This window comes from Archangium violaceum (genome assembly GCF_016887565.1).
In the GTDB taxonomy this organism is placed as follows: domain Bacteria; phylum Myxococcota; class Myxococcia; order Myxococcales; family Myxococcaceae; genus Archangium; species Archangium violaceum_B.
In genome coordinates, this window is the sequence record NZ_CP069396.1 from 6,810,711 (window position 1) to 6,825,385 (window position 14,675).

The 14,675-nt window shown below is 67.3% G+C and carries 12 protein-coding genes; 9 read left to right on the plus strand and 3 right to left on the minus strand.

Annotated features, from left to right (window positions below):
- Positions 1-4: 4 nt before the first annotated feature.
- From JRI60_RS27390 to JRI60_RS27400, 3 genes are all read right to left on the minus strand, one after another.
- Positions 5-1,237: a cytochrome P450 gene (locus JRI60_RS27390; RefSeq protein WP_204218829.1), complete on the minus strand. Its 1,233-nt coding sequence runs from the start codon at positions 1,235-1,237 to the stop codon at positions 5-7.
- A gap of 248 nt (positions 1,238-1,485) precedes the next feature.
- Complete coding sequence (locus tag JRI60_RS27395; protein ID WP_204218830.1) at positions 1,486-3,333, minus strand: methyl-accepting chemotaxis protein; 1,848 nt, start codon at positions 3,331-3,333, stop codon at positions 1,486-1,488.
- Between the two features lie 79 nt (positions 3,334-3,412).
- On the minus strand, positions 3,413-4,726 hold the full coding sequence (locus tag JRI60_RS27400; protein WP_204218831.1) for a hypothetical protein: 1,314 nt from the start codon (positions 4,724-4,726) through the stop codon (positions 3,413-3,415).
- A 234-nt stretch (positions 4,727-4,960) separates the two neighbouring features.
- Here JRI60_RS27400 and JRI60_RS27405 point away from each other — a divergent pair, with 234 nt between their 5' ends.
- The 9 genes from JRI60_RS27405 to JRI60_RS27445 all read left to right on the plus strand — a co-directional run bounded on the left by JRI60_RS27405 (position 4,961) and on the right by JRI60_RS27445 (position 14,572).
- Entirely contained in the window at positions 4,961-6,157 is a 1,197-nt protein-coding gene (locus JRI60_RS27405; RefSeq protein WP_204218832.1) for a cytochrome P450, read from the plus strand.
- A gap of 208 nt (positions 6,158-6,365) precedes the next feature.
- Positions 6,366-7,130 (plus strand): hypothetical protein, encoded by a 765-nt coding sequence (locus JRI60_RS27410; RefSeq protein ID WP_204218833.1) that lies wholly within the window; start codon positions 6,366-6,368, stop codon positions 7,128-7,130.
- Positions 7,131-7,580: 450 nt separating this feature from the next.
- Positions 7,581-8,345: an SDR family NAD(P)-dependent oxidoreductase gene (locus tag JRI60_RS27415; protein WP_204218834.1), complete on the plus strand. Its 765-nt coding sequence runs from the start codon at positions 7,581-7,583 to the stop codon at positions 8,343-8,345.
- Positions 8,342-9,655 (plus strand): aspartate aminotransferase family protein, encoded by a 1,314-nt coding sequence (locus JRI60_RS27420; protein WP_204218835.1) that lies wholly within the window; start codon positions 8,342-8,344, stop codon positions 9,653-9,655. Before JRI60_RS27415 ends, JRI60_RS27420 begins: the two co-directional genes overlap by 4 nt.
- On the plus strand, positions 9,640-10,755 hold the full coding sequence (locus JRI60_RS27425; RefSeq protein ID WP_204218836.1) for a hypothetical protein: 1,116 nt from the start codon (positions 9,640-9,642) through the stop codon (positions 10,753-10,755). Before JRI60_RS27420 ends, JRI60_RS27425 begins: the two co-directional genes overlap by 16 nt.
- Entirely contained in the window at positions 10,752-11,459 is a 708-nt protein-coding gene (locus JRI60_RS27430; RefSeq protein ID WP_204218837.1) for an SDR family NAD(P)-dependent oxidoreductase, read from the plus strand. Before JRI60_RS27425 ends, JRI60_RS27430 begins: the two co-directional genes overlap by 4 nt.
- Complete coding sequence (locus JRI60_RS27435) at positions 11,459-12,016, plus strand: hypothetical protein (protein WP_204218838.1); 558 nt, start codon at positions 11,459-11,461, stop codon at positions 12,014-12,016. The genes JRI60_RS27430 and JRI60_RS27435 overlap by 1 nt, the downstream gene beginning before the upstream one ends.
- Before the next feature lie 86 nt (positions 12,017-12,102).
- Positions 12,103-13,137 carry an aromatic ring-hydroxylating oxygenase subunit alpha gene (locus tag JRI60_RS27440; RefSeq protein WP_204218839.1) on the plus strand — a complete coding sequence of 345 codons (1,035 nt, stop codon included), beginning with the start codon at positions 12,103-12,105 and terminating at the stop codon, positions 13,135-13,137.
- Entirely contained in the window at positions 13,130-14,572 is a 1,443-nt protein-coding gene (locus JRI60_RS27445; protein ID WP_204218840.1) for a radical SAM protein, read from the plus strand. Before JRI60_RS27440 ends, JRI60_RS27445 begins: the two co-directional genes overlap by 8 nt.
- Positions 14,573-14,675: the final 103 nt, after the last annotated feature.

The following is a 14,675-nucleotide window of genomic DNA, read 5'->3' on the forward strand; positions in this document are numbered from 1 at the left end:
GGCGTCACCACTTCACGTGCAGGGCCTCGAGGCCGCGGAACAGCAGGCTGTGGCACTTGAGCCGGGGCACCTCGGACTCGTCCCGCTGCAGCCCGGGAATCCGGTGCAGCAGCACCTCGATGGCGATCTCCAGCTCGCGGCGCGCCAGACCCGCTCCCAGACAGTGGTGCGAGCCGAACCCGAAGCTCATGTGCTTCTGGTGGACGCTGTCACGGGTGATGTCGAAGCGGTCCGGATCCGGGAAGACCGCCGGATCCCTGTTCGCCGCGGCCAGACCCAGGAACACGATGTCCCCCGGGCGGATGTTGCGCCCGCGCAGCTGGATGTCCCGGGTGGCGATGCGGAAGGTGAAGGGCACCGCCGGGTTGAAGCGGATGATCTCCTCCACGGCCGAGCGCAGCAGGCTCGGGTCGTCCTTCAGCTTCTGGAACTGGTCCGGGTGCGCCAACAGATCATGGATGGCGTTGCTGAACTGATCCGTGGTGGTGAGGTGGCCGGCGGAGAGGATGACGATGGCATTGGCCACCAGCTCATCCAGCGTCATCTGCCCGTCCTGCTGGGCCTGCACCATGCGGCTGAGGACGTCATGGCCCGGGCTGTGGCGGCGCTCCTCGATGGTCCCCACCAGGTAGCGGGACATCTCGATGGTGGCTTCGTTGGCCTGGCGCGCCAGGGTCAGGATGTCCGCGCCCGGCGTGGGCTGGGAGAACGCGGCCATGGGCCAGGCCCACTGCTGGAAGCGCCCACGGTCCTGGGCGGGAATGCCCAGCAGCTCGGCGATGACGAGCGGGGGCAGCTGATAGGACAGCTCCTTGACCAAGTTCATGCGCCGCAGGGGCAGCACCCGGTCCACGAGCATCTCCATGGTGCGGCGGATCGTCGGCCGCCAGGCATCCAGTGCCTGGGGCGAGAAGCCCGGGCTGGCCTGCCGGCGCAGGCGTAGGTGGTCCACACCATCGCGCATCTGCATCTGCCGGCTGGAGACCGCCATGTAGTCCCGGATGACGTCCGTCCCCAGGGCGCTCATCTGGTTCTCGAAGAGCTTGAGCCGGTTGGCGCTCAGGTGCGGATCGCGCAGACAAGCCAACACGTCGTCGTAACGGCTGACGAACCAAGCATGCACCGCGTCCGACCAGTACACCGGCTCGTGGGTGCGCAGCTCATGGTAGAGCGGCACCGGATTGGTGAGATTCTCTGGGCTGACGGGGTTGAGCTGGGGTCGCGCGGCGTTGGACATGTGCCCCTCGTTGGGTTCTTTCACGTCACGTCTGGCCCGTGGGTCCTGTCTAGGCAGTACGAGGGAGCCTATGTGCGGCCCGCCTGCTTGTCGAGCAACTTCCCCCACCCGCTTAGAGACAAATAAATCAATACCAGCCATCACGTGCGATGGACCGGCCACACGTCTTCATGAACCGTAATAAACAGCAACGCCAGGGAGGTCCTCCTCCCTGGCGTCCCGTTTCACATCGATTGGATAAATACTGATCAGGTGGACTGAGCGGGGGCGTTGGCATCCGCCGGAGTGCCCCGGCCGTCGCCCGTGCCCACCTGCTGCCAGCCGTAGCTGGTGACGAAGCCGCTGACCTTCGCGGCCACGCCCTGCACCAGACCCATGGTCTTGTCCGAGGCCTTCAGACGCTCCATGGTCTCGTCCATCATCTTGGACATGTCGTTGACGGCCTGGAAGATCTCCGAGATGCCGATGTTCTGCTGGGACACGGCGGCGGAGATCTGACGGGCCGAGGAGCCGCTCTCGCGCACGATGCCGGAGAGCAGGCGGATGCTGTCGCCGAACTCGCGCACCTGCTTGAGACCCTCCTCCACTCGCGCCGAGCCCTGCTCTGTGATGGAGACGGTGGTCTTGATGGCGTTGCTGACGTCCAGGAGGATGGCGCGCACGTCGTTGGTGGCGCGGATGGACTGGTCGGCCAGCAGGCGGATTTCCCGGGCCACCACGGCGAAGCCCTTGCCGTGCTCGCCCGAGCGCACCGCCTCGATGCTCGCGTTGAGCGCCAGCATGTTGGACTGGTCGGCCAGGTCCTTCACCGTGGCGGTGATGCGGCCGATCTGCCGCGTCTTGTCGCCCAGCTGCTTGATGTGCTGCGCCATCTGCTGCACGTGATCGCGGATCTCCTGCAGGCTGGTGACGCTGCGCTCGACGCTGTCCTCCGCGGTGCGGCTGATCTCGTCGGCCTTCTCCGCCTGCTGCAGCACGCCCTCGGCCTTCTGCGAGGCCAGTTCCGACGTCTGCTTGATCTCCTGCGCCGTCACCTGCGTCTCCTGCAGGGCGCTGGCCTGCCGGGTCAGCATCTCGTTCTGCTTGGCGGCGGACAGACCCAGCGACTGCGCCGAGTCACCCAGCGAGCGCGCCGATTCACCCAGCGACAGGGAGAAGTTCTTGAGGTGGACGAACACCTTGGCGGTGGCCAGCGACAGGTCGCCGATCTCGTCCGAGCTCACCCACTCGGGCAGCTTGGGGTTACCGGAGGCCAGCGCCTCGATGGCCTCCTGGACCGACTGGGTGCCCTTGGCCTGGTAGATGGCCAGACGCCACGCGGAGGCCGCCGCCACGGTCACCAGGTAGACGCCCAGGAGGATCAGCGGCAGGGTGATGCGATCCAGCAGGTTCTCCTGCATGACGAGGAAGGCCTGCTTGAACTCCACGGCCGTCGTCAGCTTGTCGGTGCCGCCGACGAACTCCGTGAAGATGTCGTAGACGCCCCGGCCGATCACCGTCAGCAACACGGCGGCCGTGCAGAGCACGTAGATGGCGAAGGTGTACGGCAGGTACGTCTTGTGGCGCGTCCAGAAGAGGCCGCTGCCCTTGAGCGAGAACTCCTTGAGGCGGTGGAACTCCGCCTTCACGTAGGGGTTGAGCACCTGCTCGGAGTTGACGCGCATGTGGATGCCGAGCAGCGCCGACAGGAGGCTGACGAGCAGCGCCGCCCAGGGGGCGATCCACAGGCTGTTGCCGTAATAGGCGCTGGCCAGGCCGGCGAAGACCATCGTGCCGAACGCGCCGCACGCCAGGGACCACACCTCGATGATGCGCGGGATCTTCAGCAGCCGCTTGAGCCGCTCCTCCGGCTGATCATCGATGCTCGGGTCGAAGGCGTGCTCGAGCGCGCGCTTGATGCCAATCTTCGGCACCACCGAGCTGAGCGGGAAGAGGATCGTCGGGCCCAGGACGAGCAGCACCATCCCGGCCTGCTTCCAGGTCAGCCCCAGCACCAGGGCGAGCAGGTAGATGACCGGAGGGGTCGAGGGACCCGTGGAGCGCTGATACTGGGAGAACAGCTTGTTGGTGAGGTCTTTGATTCCGCTCGAGTCCATGTGAAAGCTCACGACGGCGGTTGAAGGCGGGAAAAAGGGGAAAAGGTTCGCGACCGGGCGCGGCGAGGAGGCAGGGTCCTCAGACGGCGTACTCGCCGGCCTGTTCGTTGTAGGGCCGGGAGTAGAGCTTCACGTGGAATCCGACGAAGCGCTGCATCATCACCCCGAGCGTGGCACAATCCAGCCGCTGGCTCAGCAACTCCGTGAGGGAATTCAGCCGCTGGTAGGCCTGGATGTAGACCAGGGAGGCATGGGCCAGCCGCTGCTCCAGCAGGGGGAGCGCCCGCGAGCAGGGGGCATCCATCAGCCCGAACAGGCAGACGTTGAACTCCCGGTGCTGCATGTCCTTCACCAGCCGCGTGAGCTTCGCGCCGAACCGGCCGGCGTTCTCCCGCAGCAGCTCGGACAGGGGCTGGGTGGCGGGAGCACGGGAGAGCGCCCCAAGCTCGCGGAAGAAGTCCTTGCGCTCCTGTTCGCTCTGGGTGACCAGGGCGGGGCCCAGATCGTTGAGCAACCGCAACAGCAGGGCCGTGTAATAGAGGGCCTCGGAGACGGTGCCGTCCTCGACCTGCTGGCGGAAGTTCTTCAGCTTCAGGATGCGCTCGCCCAGCACGCCCACGTACCAGTCCAGCGTCGCCTCCACCAGGATGGTCTCCACCCCGACGTGGATGCGCCGCGAGAAGGCCATGCCCGGGTCCTCCACCAGGCTGCTCACCCCGCGGTAGCGGCCGATCAGCGCCTGCGTCATCAGGGGCCCCATGACCATGCCCTCGGAGGCGCGCACCAGGTCTCTGCACGACTCGATGTTGGCCAGCAGCCCGGGCCAGAGGGTGTTCTCCAGCTCGCCAGGAGCCAGCCGGACCTCCTTGCGGTAGCTCTCGGCGACGTCCCGGTGCTTGGCCGGGTTGAGGCTCTGCTCGAAGGAGGAGATGTGCTCCACGGTGGAGCGCACCGGCGCGAGCAGCTCGGCGGCCGACTCGGGGGCGCCCTTGATGCGCCGGACCATGGCGTCGTTGAAGGCCAGCATCACCTCGCGCCGCTGCTCGTAGCTGGTGTCGTCGGCGGCCTTGCTGCCCAGGCCGATCGCCAGGTTGTCCGAGATGATCTCGTAGAGCTGGTAGACGTTCATCGGCACGGTGGCCTTGATGAGCTCTTCCCAGCCCTCCTTGTTGTCAGCAGGGACCGAGCCCTCCAACAGCAGCAGGGTGAGCTGGACGAGCTGAGGCACACCCATCACCTCCAGCCAGGCCTTGCGGACAGACGCATCCTTCGCGGAGAGCGCCCAGAGGTAGTACTCGCGGGCGACACCTTCCGGCATGTAACGGCGAATGCTCTGCTCAAAGCCTTCGAGGGTCAGCTGCAGGGTCTTGTTGAAGAGATCATCCGGCTTCATTGGGGACGCTATCCTAGAGGCCCGCCGCCCTAGCGCAAAGTCCCCCCTTCAGAAGACCGTATCGGGCGCTCGGACGGACCCCGCACGCAGGGCAACCGGGCAAGGCGGCCCGCCCTCGGAGACTGGGGGCAGGCAGGCATGGACCTGACGGGTGGGATGGATTTTGCCCCCTCGCTCCGGTTTGTCCTACACTTGGCATTCGCATTCCCCCCCAGTCGAGGACCACTCGATACCATGACGCAAGCACGATTGAATCTGCTGGATCCAGCCTTCCGGGCCTGGCCCTACCCCCACTATGCCCGGCTGCGCCGTGAGTCGCCGGTATGCCAGGTGGAACCCGGTGGGATCTGGGCGGTCACCCGCTACGACGACATCATGACGGTGCTGAAGAACACCCAGGTCTTCAGCTCCGAGGGCATGGCGCTGGCGTTCAAGCCGCCCTGGCTGGAGCGCAACCCGGTGGCCGCCTCGGTGAGCTTCACCGATCCGCCCCGCCACGCTCCCCTCCGGGCGCTCATCAGCCGGGCCTTCAACACCGCCTCCATCGCTCGTCTGGAGCCGCTGCTGCGCTCGGTGGCCGAGCAGTGCGTGTCCAACATGATCAAGCAGGGCGAGGTGGACCTGGTGGACTCCTTCACCCTGCCCATCCCCGCCGCCGCCATCGCGGAGCTGCTGGGCATGGACGCCTCCATGCGCCCGATCTTCCGCAGGTGGTCGACGGACATGGCCGCCATCGGCACCGTCATGCCGGACGACGTGAAGCGCCAGCAGGAGATCCGCACCACCATCTCCGAGATGGAGGAGTTCCTGGGCGCGGAGCTGGAGAAGCGGCGCCGCAACCCGACCAATGATCTCATCAGCGAGCTGATGCGGGGCGAGATCGAGGGCCGGAAGCTGACGCACGACGAGCTGATGACCTTCTGCTTCACGCTGCTGCCGGCGGGTCTGGAGACCACGGTGAACCAGCTGGGTCTGGCGTGCACGATCCTCCTCAACCAGCCGGAGCTGCAGGCCAAGGTGCATGCCAACCGCGAGGAGCTGCTGCCACGCTTCGTCGAGGAGCTGCTGCGCTACGAGCCCGTGGCCCACGGCCTGATGCGCATCACCACGACGGACGCCACCCTGGGCGGGGTGACCATCCCCAAGCACTCGATGGTGATGGTGATGCTCGCCTCGGCGTGCCACGACGAGTCCCAGTACCCCAATCCGGATCAGTTCGATCTGACGCGCCCCGGACCCCACAACGTGGGCTTCGGCCACGGCATCCATTTCTGCGTGGGCGCGTCCCTGGCGCGGCTGGAGACCCGCGTGGCCCTGGACGTGCTGCTGTCGCGCTGCATCATCTCCAAGACCGAGGCTCCCGTGCAGTGGAGCATGTCCCTGGCCGTGCGCGGCCCCGCGGTGGTTCCGGCGAAGGTGCGCGCCGCCTGAGCCGTCCCTAGATCGCCGGGCCGCTTCGTGTGGCCCGGCGGTCTCCCTCCCGGTCTGTCTGGTCCGGGGTAGCGCCGTGAAGGCTGATGTCATACGTCGAGTGAAAGAAAATCCACGACGCCCCCCGTTCGCGTTCACAACGTGACTGCGGTTAATCTTGGACGCTCTCTCGCCACTCCACCCTTCCAGCCGAGGCGCCCCGCCAGTCATGAATGCCCCACTGCTCAATCTCGTGGATTATTCCCCGCTGGAGATGGCGCTCTTCGGCATCAGCGGAACATTCTGGGTAGCCGTCTACATCCTCGTCATCCTCGACGCCCGGAAATACGGTTTCACCGCGATGCCAGCCTTCGCCTTCAGCGGGAACATCGCGTGGGAGTTTTTGTGGGGATATGTCTTCCGCACCAACATGGGCGAGCTGGCCGTGTGGGGACTGAGGATCTACTTTCCGCTCAACTGCTACATCGGCTGGTTGTTGCTGCGTCATGGCCCCAAGCAGTTCACCACGGAGGCCCTGCGGCGGTATGGCTCCGCGCTCATCGCCTGCGCCATGCTCTCGTGGGGCGCGATCCTTCTCGCCTTCAGCCCCATCAATGACGATCCCGCCGGGCTGAGCTCGGCCACCATCCTCGACGTGACGATGGCCATCCAGTTCATCGGGCTGCTCCTGCTCGTCCACGAGCGCGAGGGAGCCGCGGGCCTGGCGAAGATGTCCTATCCCGCGGCCTGGCTGAAGCTGGTGGGCTCGACCTCCGCCGGCATCTGCATCCTGCTCCACTTCCCGCCCGAGCGCCGTTGGGTGATGGTGCTGAGCTGTGTGTCATTCGTCCTCAACGTGTCCTACGTGATCATCTTCACCCGGCTCAGGGCCGCCGCGCGCCAGAAGGCGCGGACCGCGAGCATCGACAGCGCCAACGTGGGATCCATGGGGGCCGCGGTGATCGCCCTGCCCCGCACGGGAACAGACGGCTAGCCACTCCGCCGCGCCGTTGGTGCCGATGGTACTGGAGCGCGGGAGCCATCTCGCGCCCAGTCGATGCATGTATTTCATTACCCCAAAGACAGACACAAACACAGGCAAAGACATACATATATCACAAACACAAAACACGACACATTGTCTGTATTTAATTGCAATACCAATTCATATGCATATGTTTTATTGATTTACGCCATTGATTGACATACATTTTCCAAACAATAACAGACATAAAATGTATATCTATTGCATATTTGTATTTTGTGCGGAAATGTAGGCATGATGGGTCGGAATACTGGTGGGTGGATGTAGGCATTGCACATGCCTCCGTGGCACCAATGTAGCGAAATGTAGGCACGATATCCGTCCCTCTTCGGGTCATTTCGGAAGGGCTCAGGCAGCCATTCGAGCGCACGTTGAACCGGGTTCGCCTATCGTCGGTTCGTGACCTCACACCCGACCTCTCCTGCCCGCCTGCTCGAAGGGCGGCGATGCCTCGTCACCGGCGGTTCGCGCAACCTGGGCCGAGCATTCTGCCTGGCGTTCGCCCGAGCGGGCGCGAAGGTGGCGTTCACCTACTCCAAACGCACCGAGGATGCCGAGGAGACGCGGCGGATCCTCCAGGCGGAGGGCTGCGAGCCACTGGTGTTCCAGGGCTCGGTCACGGACGGGAAGCACGCGGCGGCCACGGTGGATGCCGTCGGCTCGGCCTGGGGCGGACTGGACGTGCTCGTCAACAACGCCGGCATCACCCAGGTGCTCCCCATTGCCCTGATGGACGAAGCGGACTGGGACGCCGTCATGGCCGTCAACGTGAAGGGGGCCTACCTCTTCAGCCGCGCCGCCCTCAAACCGATGCTCCGCGCTCGCGGCGGGCACATCCTCAACATCGGCTCGTTCTCCACCGACCGCGTCGTGAGCAGCCCCGTCCACTACGCCGCCTCCAAGGCGGCCCTCAAGGGCTTCTCCGAGTCCCTCGCCGCCGAGGTCGGCAAGTACGGGATCGCCGTGAACTACCTCGCGCCGGGCCTGTTGAATGGAGGACTCGCCAGCCGGCTGCCGCAGCACCGGATCGCCGAATACAAGGGACAGGCCTCGCTCGGGCGGGTGGGAACGATGGAGGAGGTCGCCGCCTTCGCCACCTGGCTCGTGTCATCCCAGAACACCTTCATGACGGGTGCGAAGATCGCGCTCGACGGTGGGCTATGAGCGCCGCGCGCCCTTCCCTCCTCGAGGGGTACGAGCTGTTCCGCCGCCATGTGAATCCCCTCAGCATCACCCGCGCGGAGATCACCAACGAGCCCTACCGGGTGGTGGCGGTCCGCGAGGGGCGGCTCGTGGACTCCGATGGCCGCGAGGTGGAGGACTTCCTCTCGGGCTGGGGGACGCAGGCTTTCGGGCACCGCAACCCGTACGTCGGTCGGGCGATGCAGGAGTTCCTCGCCGGGGACTCACCTTCGTACTTCACGTCCGTCATCAGCCCGTACGCCGGGATGCTGGCGGCCCGGTTGTCCGAGCGCACCGGAGGGGCCCTGGACCGGGCCTTCTTCGTCAGCGGCGGCAGCGAGGCCGTGGAGTCCGCGCTCAAGCTCGCGCGCGCGGCGACCCGCCGGCCGCGCATCCTCTGTCTGGAGCGGGGCTACCACGGCTACACCATGGGCGGCGTGTCGATGATGCACCCGGGCACGTACCGGGATGCCTTCGGTCCCTACCTGCCGGCCGTGGACCGGCTGCCCTTCGGCGACCTCGCCGCCCTGGAGGCCGCGCTCGCCTCGCCGGACGTGGCCGCCCTCGTCGTCGAGCCCATCCAGATCGAAGGCGGCGTCCGCGTCCTCCCACCCGAGTATGTCCGTTTCCTCTGCGAGGAGACCCGGCGGCGCGGCGTGCTCCTGGTGGCCGATGAGATCCAGACCGGGCTGGGGCGCACCGGCCGCTTCCTCGCGAGCGATACTTGGCCCCGGCGGCCGGACGTGGTGGTGCTCGGCAAGGCACTCGGGGGCGGGCTGATGCCGGTGTCGGCCATGCTGACGCGGGCGGACGTCTTCGACCGCGCCTACGGCACCCACGCCACCGCCGAGTCCCACGCCTCCACCTTCAGCGGGAACGCCCTGGCCTGTGTCGCCTCGCTCGCCTTCCTGGACCTGCTCACCGACGAAGTGCTCCAGCGGGTGCGCGAGCGGGGGGCGGAGCTGCACCGCGCGCTCCGGGAGGCACTCGGAGGGCTGCCGCTCGTCGAGGAGATTCGCGGAGAGGGCCTGCTGGCCGGGGTGGCACTGCGGGCCGCCGACCATCCCTCGCTCACCTTCGAGTACCTGGGCATGCCCGAGTACAGCGAGCGCTCGGCGGTGGGATTGCTCGCCTGCCACCGGCTCTACAGGGCCGGCTTCCTCGTCAACGTGTGTGGCCACGACTGGAGCGTGCTGAGGTTACAGCCCCCGTTGGATACGGGAAGCGAGCGGCTCGCGGCGTTCGTGCACGCCTGCCGGGACGCGGTGGAGTACCTATGCGAGCTTCGGTAACGGAGACCGGGTGGATCGGCGGCCGTCGCTTCGATGGCTTCTTCTTCTTCGGGAGCAGTCTGCTCGCGGGGGCCGCGGGCCTCGCCGTGCTCGCGTGGCCCGTGCTGCTGTTGCCCTTGTGGGCCGCGTGGCTGCTGTTGCTCGACGGGCCCCACCTGCTGGCCACGTTCGGCCGGACTTATCTGGATACACGTGAGCGGAAGGAGCGCTCTCGGCTCCTGGTGGGCAGCCTCCTCTTCTTCGTGCCGGGGCTCGTGGCGTGGGGCCTGCTGCGGCTCACGGGCGAGCGCGCCGCGTTCGATCTCTTCCTCGGCTTCGCCACGCTCTGGTCGTTCCACCACGCGGTCCGGCAGAACTACGGCCTGCTGTCCCTCTACGAGAGCTTCGCGCGGGCCTCGCCGCTGGAACGGAGGATCGACTCCCGGTTCCTGTACGTCTCGCTGTGGGCCTCGTTCGGGCTCTTCCTCCTGGGACATCCCCAGAACCGCCTCATCCTGGGGCTCCCCGCGGAGCTGCCTTTCATGGGAAGGGTCGTCCTGGTGGGGGGCGGCGTGGCCCTGGTGCTGCTGTCGCTGGCGTGGCTCGCCTTCGCGGCCGTGCGCATGCGCCGGGGCAGGGGTGGGCGTCCCTCGCTCTTCCTCCTCTGCGCCGCGTTCGGCTCGGCGATCATCCCCTTCTTCGTCATCGGCCCCTTCGAGCCGATCGTCCAGGGGCCCCAGACGCCCGAGCACATGTTCATGGCGGCGGCCATGGTGGGTGGGGTGATGCACAGCATCCAGTACCTGGGCATCGTGGTGGCCGCGAACCGCCGCCGGTTCTCGCGGCACGAGGAGCGCTCCTTCGCGGCGATGATCGGCCGTGCACCCGTGGCCGCCTATGGCCTCATGGTGGCGGTGTCGCTGCTCTACCTGCTGCTCAACTCGGTGAGGGGCGCCTCTCCGGTGGGCTCGCTCTTCCCCGAGGCGAGCGCGGTGGGCCAGCTCTTCCTCGCCCTGTACTGGGGCGTCTTCTTCCACCACTACTACCTGGACCAGAGAATCTGGCGGGTGCGGCAGCAGCCCTCGCTGAGGTACGAGCTGGGCCTCGAGGAGAGAGCGTGAGACGGGCACTGGTGTTCGGCGGAACGGGGTATCTCGGGAGCGCGGTGCTGCGCGGGCTGGCCGAGGCGGATGTGCCGGCGGAGTTCACCTGGCACACCTCCGCCGAGCGCGCCCGGGCCCTGGAGGCCGAGCTGAAGCAACGGGCGCACGGGCTGGACGCGCGGGACGCTGGAGCCATCCGGCGGCTCTGCGCCTCGCTGGAATCCGAGGGCCGTACGCCCGACGTGGTGGTGCACTGCCTGGGCGTGGGACAGGACCGGGCGCTCGCGGACATCTCGGAGGAGGACTGGGCGGCGCTGCACGCCATCAACGTGCGCTCGGCGTTCCTGGCCATCCAGTCGCTCGCGGGGCCCATGGCGGCGCGCGGCGGTGGAGACATCGTGCTCACCGCGTCCTACGACGGAAGCCGGCCGATGCCCGTCCCCGCTCACTTCGCCGCCACCCAGGGAGCGCTCTGCGCCATGGTGCGCGCGCTGTCGAAGGAGCTGGGACCCAAGGGGATTCGCGTGAACCTCGTCACGCCGGGCCTCCTGGAGGGAGGTGTCTCCCAGAGCGTCGACGCACGACTGGGGGAGGACTTCCGCAAGTTCAGCGCGTACGGCCGCCGGGGCAACGCCACCGAGGTTTCTCGCGCCATCCTCTGGCTGGCCCTGCACAACACGTACATGACGGGCGCCGTGCTGGCCGTGAACGGAGGGTTGTGATGCGGCGAGGCCTCGGCCTCGCGCTGCTGGCCGCGCTGGTCCTCCATGCCGCGACCAAGGGACAGGCACGCCTCCCGGAGATGCTGTGGGTGTGCCACGTCGCCTCCGCGCTCCTGGCGGTGGGGCTGCTGACCTCCGTGCGGTGGCTGGTGGCGGTGGGATTCCTGATCCACGTCGGCATGGGGATGCCAGCCTTCCTGATCGACGTCATCTTCGGAGAGCGGCCGTCACCGACATCCTGGCTGGTGCACCTCCTCCCGCTGGGGGCGGGATGGAGCGCACTGCGCGGCACGGGCCTGCCGCCTCGCACCTGGCGGGCCGCGTGGGGGATCGTCCTCGCCACGTTCACCGTGAGCATCCTGGCCACACCACCGGCGCTCAATGTCAACGTGATGCACGAGGCCTGGGGGCCCATGAGAGGGCTTTTCCCAGGGGCCTGGGCCGTCCGTGTCTTCCACGCGCTCGAAGCGCTGGGACTCCTCTTCGGTGCGGAGCTCCTGCTTCAGCGCGTCCGTGGAGGGCAGACACAAATCCAGGGCGTTCGTAATTCATCCTGAGGGGAATGACGATTCCGAGATTGGCTACTTGTACGTGTTGATCAGATGAAAACTGCTAGCGTGCCGTGCCTCGAAGAGGAGGCACGATGCACCCCGCCGCCACGCAGCTCCGAGGATTCTGGTACCCCGTGGCCGACAGCCGCGAGCTGCGGACGGCACCTCTCGAGCGCCGCATCGCTGGCGAGGTGCTCGCGCTCTTCCGGGACACCCAGGGCAAGGCGCGCGTGCTCGCCGCTGGCTGTCCCCACCGGGGCGGCAACCTCGCACGAGGGACGGTGCGCGACGGGTGCATCACCTGCCCCTTTCACGGCTGGCGCTTCGACGGAGACGGACGCTGCGTGGGCGTGCCCTCCGAGCCTCCCGGCCGCGCCCTGCCTCGCGGAGGCACCCGCGTCTACGAGGTCATCGAGCAACAGGGGCTCATCTGGACGCACCTCGGCGCGCCCGGGACCGCCGTGGCGCCTCCGCCTCGCTTCGAGGCCCTGGAGGACCCCTCCTTCCGCGCCTTCCACATCCAGGAGTCCGTTGCCCTCCCCTTCGACTGGTGGGTCGAGAACATCCTCGATGTGACGCACGTGCCATTCGTGCACCGGCTCTCCTACGGCGGGCAGAACCCGGTGCTCGAAGGGGGCTACCCGGTCGTGAGCGGTGACGAACTCGGCTTCACCGCCCGCGTCACCACGCGCCACCGGTACTCGTTCTGGACACGGGTGCTCCATGGCTCGGTGTCCCACTTCGACATGGAGATCCGCGTCCGGCATGACATGCCGGGCAACACCGTGTTCGACGTGGACATGGGCGGTGGGCGCCGGCAGCAGCTCCTCTTCCTCGCCACCCCCGAGGATGGTGAGAACACGCGCGTCTGGGTCTTCGTGCTGCGCAACTACCTCCGCCACATTCCCTTCGGAGACGCGGTGGGCCGGGCCTTCACGCGCCAGGTCATCCGCGAGGACCTCCAACTGGCGAAGCAGGCCGTATGGAAGATCACCCTCGCGCAGCCCCGGCCGCTCAGCGTCGCCGCGGATGCGCCCTCCGTCGAGTTCCTCCGGCTGCTGAAGCTCTGGCGCGATCGCGAGCGGCGGCCCCATCCCATCCGTGACTCGGAGCAGGCCCATGGCTGACACCCGGCTGCACACGACGACGAGCCTCTGCGCGAAGTGCAAGCGCACCCTTCCGGCCGAGCTGTGGCGGCGCGGCGAGCAGGTGGTGATGACCAAGGCCTGCCCCGAGCACGGTCCCTCGGAGGTGGTCATCTCCTCGGACGCCGCCTGGTACGAGCAGGTGATGGCGTACCCGCCCGAGCTGCAGACTCCCACCGCGCGCAAGGAGGTCTCCCAGGGCTGCCCCTATGACTGCGGCCCCTGCACGCGGCACGAGCAGCGGCTCCTGCTGCCCATCGTGCCCATCACCTCCGCGTGCAACCTCGACTGCCCCATCTGCTACACGCACAACAAGAACGCGGGCGCCTGGCACATGAGCGAGGACGAGCTGCGCTCCCTCCTGCGGCACCTGCGGCTGGCCGCCCCCGAGCGGCGCATCATCAACCTCACCGGTGGCGAGCCCACCCAACACCCGGCTTTCGAGCGGCTGGTGGAGCTGTGCCACGAGGAGGGCATCCACCGCATCACCGTCTCCACCCATGGCATGCGCTTCCTCAAGGACGAGTGGCTCCTGGAGAAGCTCGCCCGGCTGGACGCGCGCGTCATCCTCTCGTTCGACTCGTTCGAGAAGCAGGCCAACAAGGACATGCTGGGCGGGGACTTCGCGGGCCCCAAGATGCGCGTGCTCGCCCTGCTGGAGAAGCACGGCGTCAACACCACGCTCCTGCCCGTGCTCGCGCGCGGGGTGAACGACCACGAGGTGGCCCGGTTCATCGACCTCGCGCTCTCCAAGGACTTCATCCGCAGCCTGGAGCTCCACACGCTCACCTTCACCGGACAGAGCGGCGCGGCCTTCGCTCGCAGCGCGCGCTACACCACCGTGGACGTGTTGAAGGACATCGAGCGGCACACCGAAGGCCGGCTGCGCGTGCGCGACTTCGCGCCCTCTCCCGCGGCCCACCCGCTCTGCTATCTCGTCACGTACGTGCTGCGACTCGGGCCGGAGCGCTGGCTGCCCTTCACCCGCTTCATGGACTGGAAGGACATGCGCGCCCTCTTCGGCGGCTCGCTCTACCTGGAGCCCGGTCCGGAGCTGGAGGGCAAGCTGCAGGATCTCATCAACCGGCTCTGGGCCGGGGAGATCGACTGCGAGGAACGCGACGAGGTGCTCGCCGCCCTCAAGCGCCTCACCCAGGAGCTCTTCGCACCGGGGCTCTCGGAGCAGGAGCGGTTGCGCATCGCCGAGGCCAGCACCAAGGCCCTCTACGTCCACGCGCACATGGACGAGGAGACATTCGATACCGATCGCATCCGCGCCTGCCCCGTCGGTGTCCGGGAGCCGGATGGCACCAACGTCCCCTCCTGCGCCTACAACGTGCTCTATCGTGAGCGGGACTCCCGCTACATGAAGGCGCCCCGGCCTCCCCTGCACACGCTCGGACCTGGCCGAAAGTAGGGCTTGAACGTCTCCTGGGCGCCACTCGCACGGGGACGTTCCCTGCAAACTTTCGCTGGCGCGGGAAATTCCTGGATTGCGGCGAAAACTTCCATCATCACCG

What these genes read in the sequence shown, in the direction of transcription:
- JRI60_RS27390 (WP_204218829.1), bottom strand. Translation starts at nt 1,237, where the DNA reads ATGTCCAACGCCGCGCGACCCCAGCTCAACCCCGTCAGCCCAGAGAAT.
- JRI60_RS27395 (WP_204218830.1), bottom strand. Translation starts at nt 3,333, where the DNA reads ATGGACTCGAGCGGAATCAAAGACCTCACCAACAAGCTGTTCTCCCAG.
- JRI60_RS27400 (WP_204218831.1), bottom strand. Translation starts at nt 4,726, where the DNA reads ATGAAGCCGGATGATCTCTTCAACAAGACCCTGCAGCTGACCCTCGAA.
- JRI60_RS27405 (WP_204218832.1), top strand. Translation starts at nt 4,961, where the DNA reads ATGACGCAAGCACGATTGAATCTGCTGGATCCAGCCTTCCGGGCCTGG.
- JRI60_RS27410 (WP_204218833.1), top strand. Translation starts at nt 6,366, where the DNA reads ATGAATGCCCCACTGCTCAATCTCGTGGATTATTCCCCGCTGGAGATG.
- JRI60_RS27420 (WP_204218835.1), top strand. Translation starts at nt 8,342, where the DNA reads ATGAGCGCCGCGCGCCCTTCCCTCCTCGAGGGGTACGAGCTGTTCCGC.
- JRI60_RS27425 (WP_204218836.1), top strand. Translation starts at nt 9,640, where the DNA reads ATGCGAGCTTCGGTAACGGAGACCGGGTGGATCGGCGGCCGTCGCTTC.
- JRI60_RS27435 (WP_204218838.1), top strand. Translation starts at nt 11,459, where the DNA reads ATGCGGCGAGGCCTCGGCCTCGCGCTGCTGGCCGCGCTGGTCCTCCAT.
- JRI60_RS27440 (WP_204218839.1), top strand. Translation starts at nt 12,103, where the DNA reads ATGCACCCCGCCGCCACGCAGCTCCGAGGATTCTGGTACCCCGTGGCC.
- JRI60_RS27445 (WP_204218840.1), top strand. Translation starts at nt 13,130, where the DNA reads ATGGCTGACACCCGGCTGCACACGACGACGAGCCTCTGCGCGAAGTGC.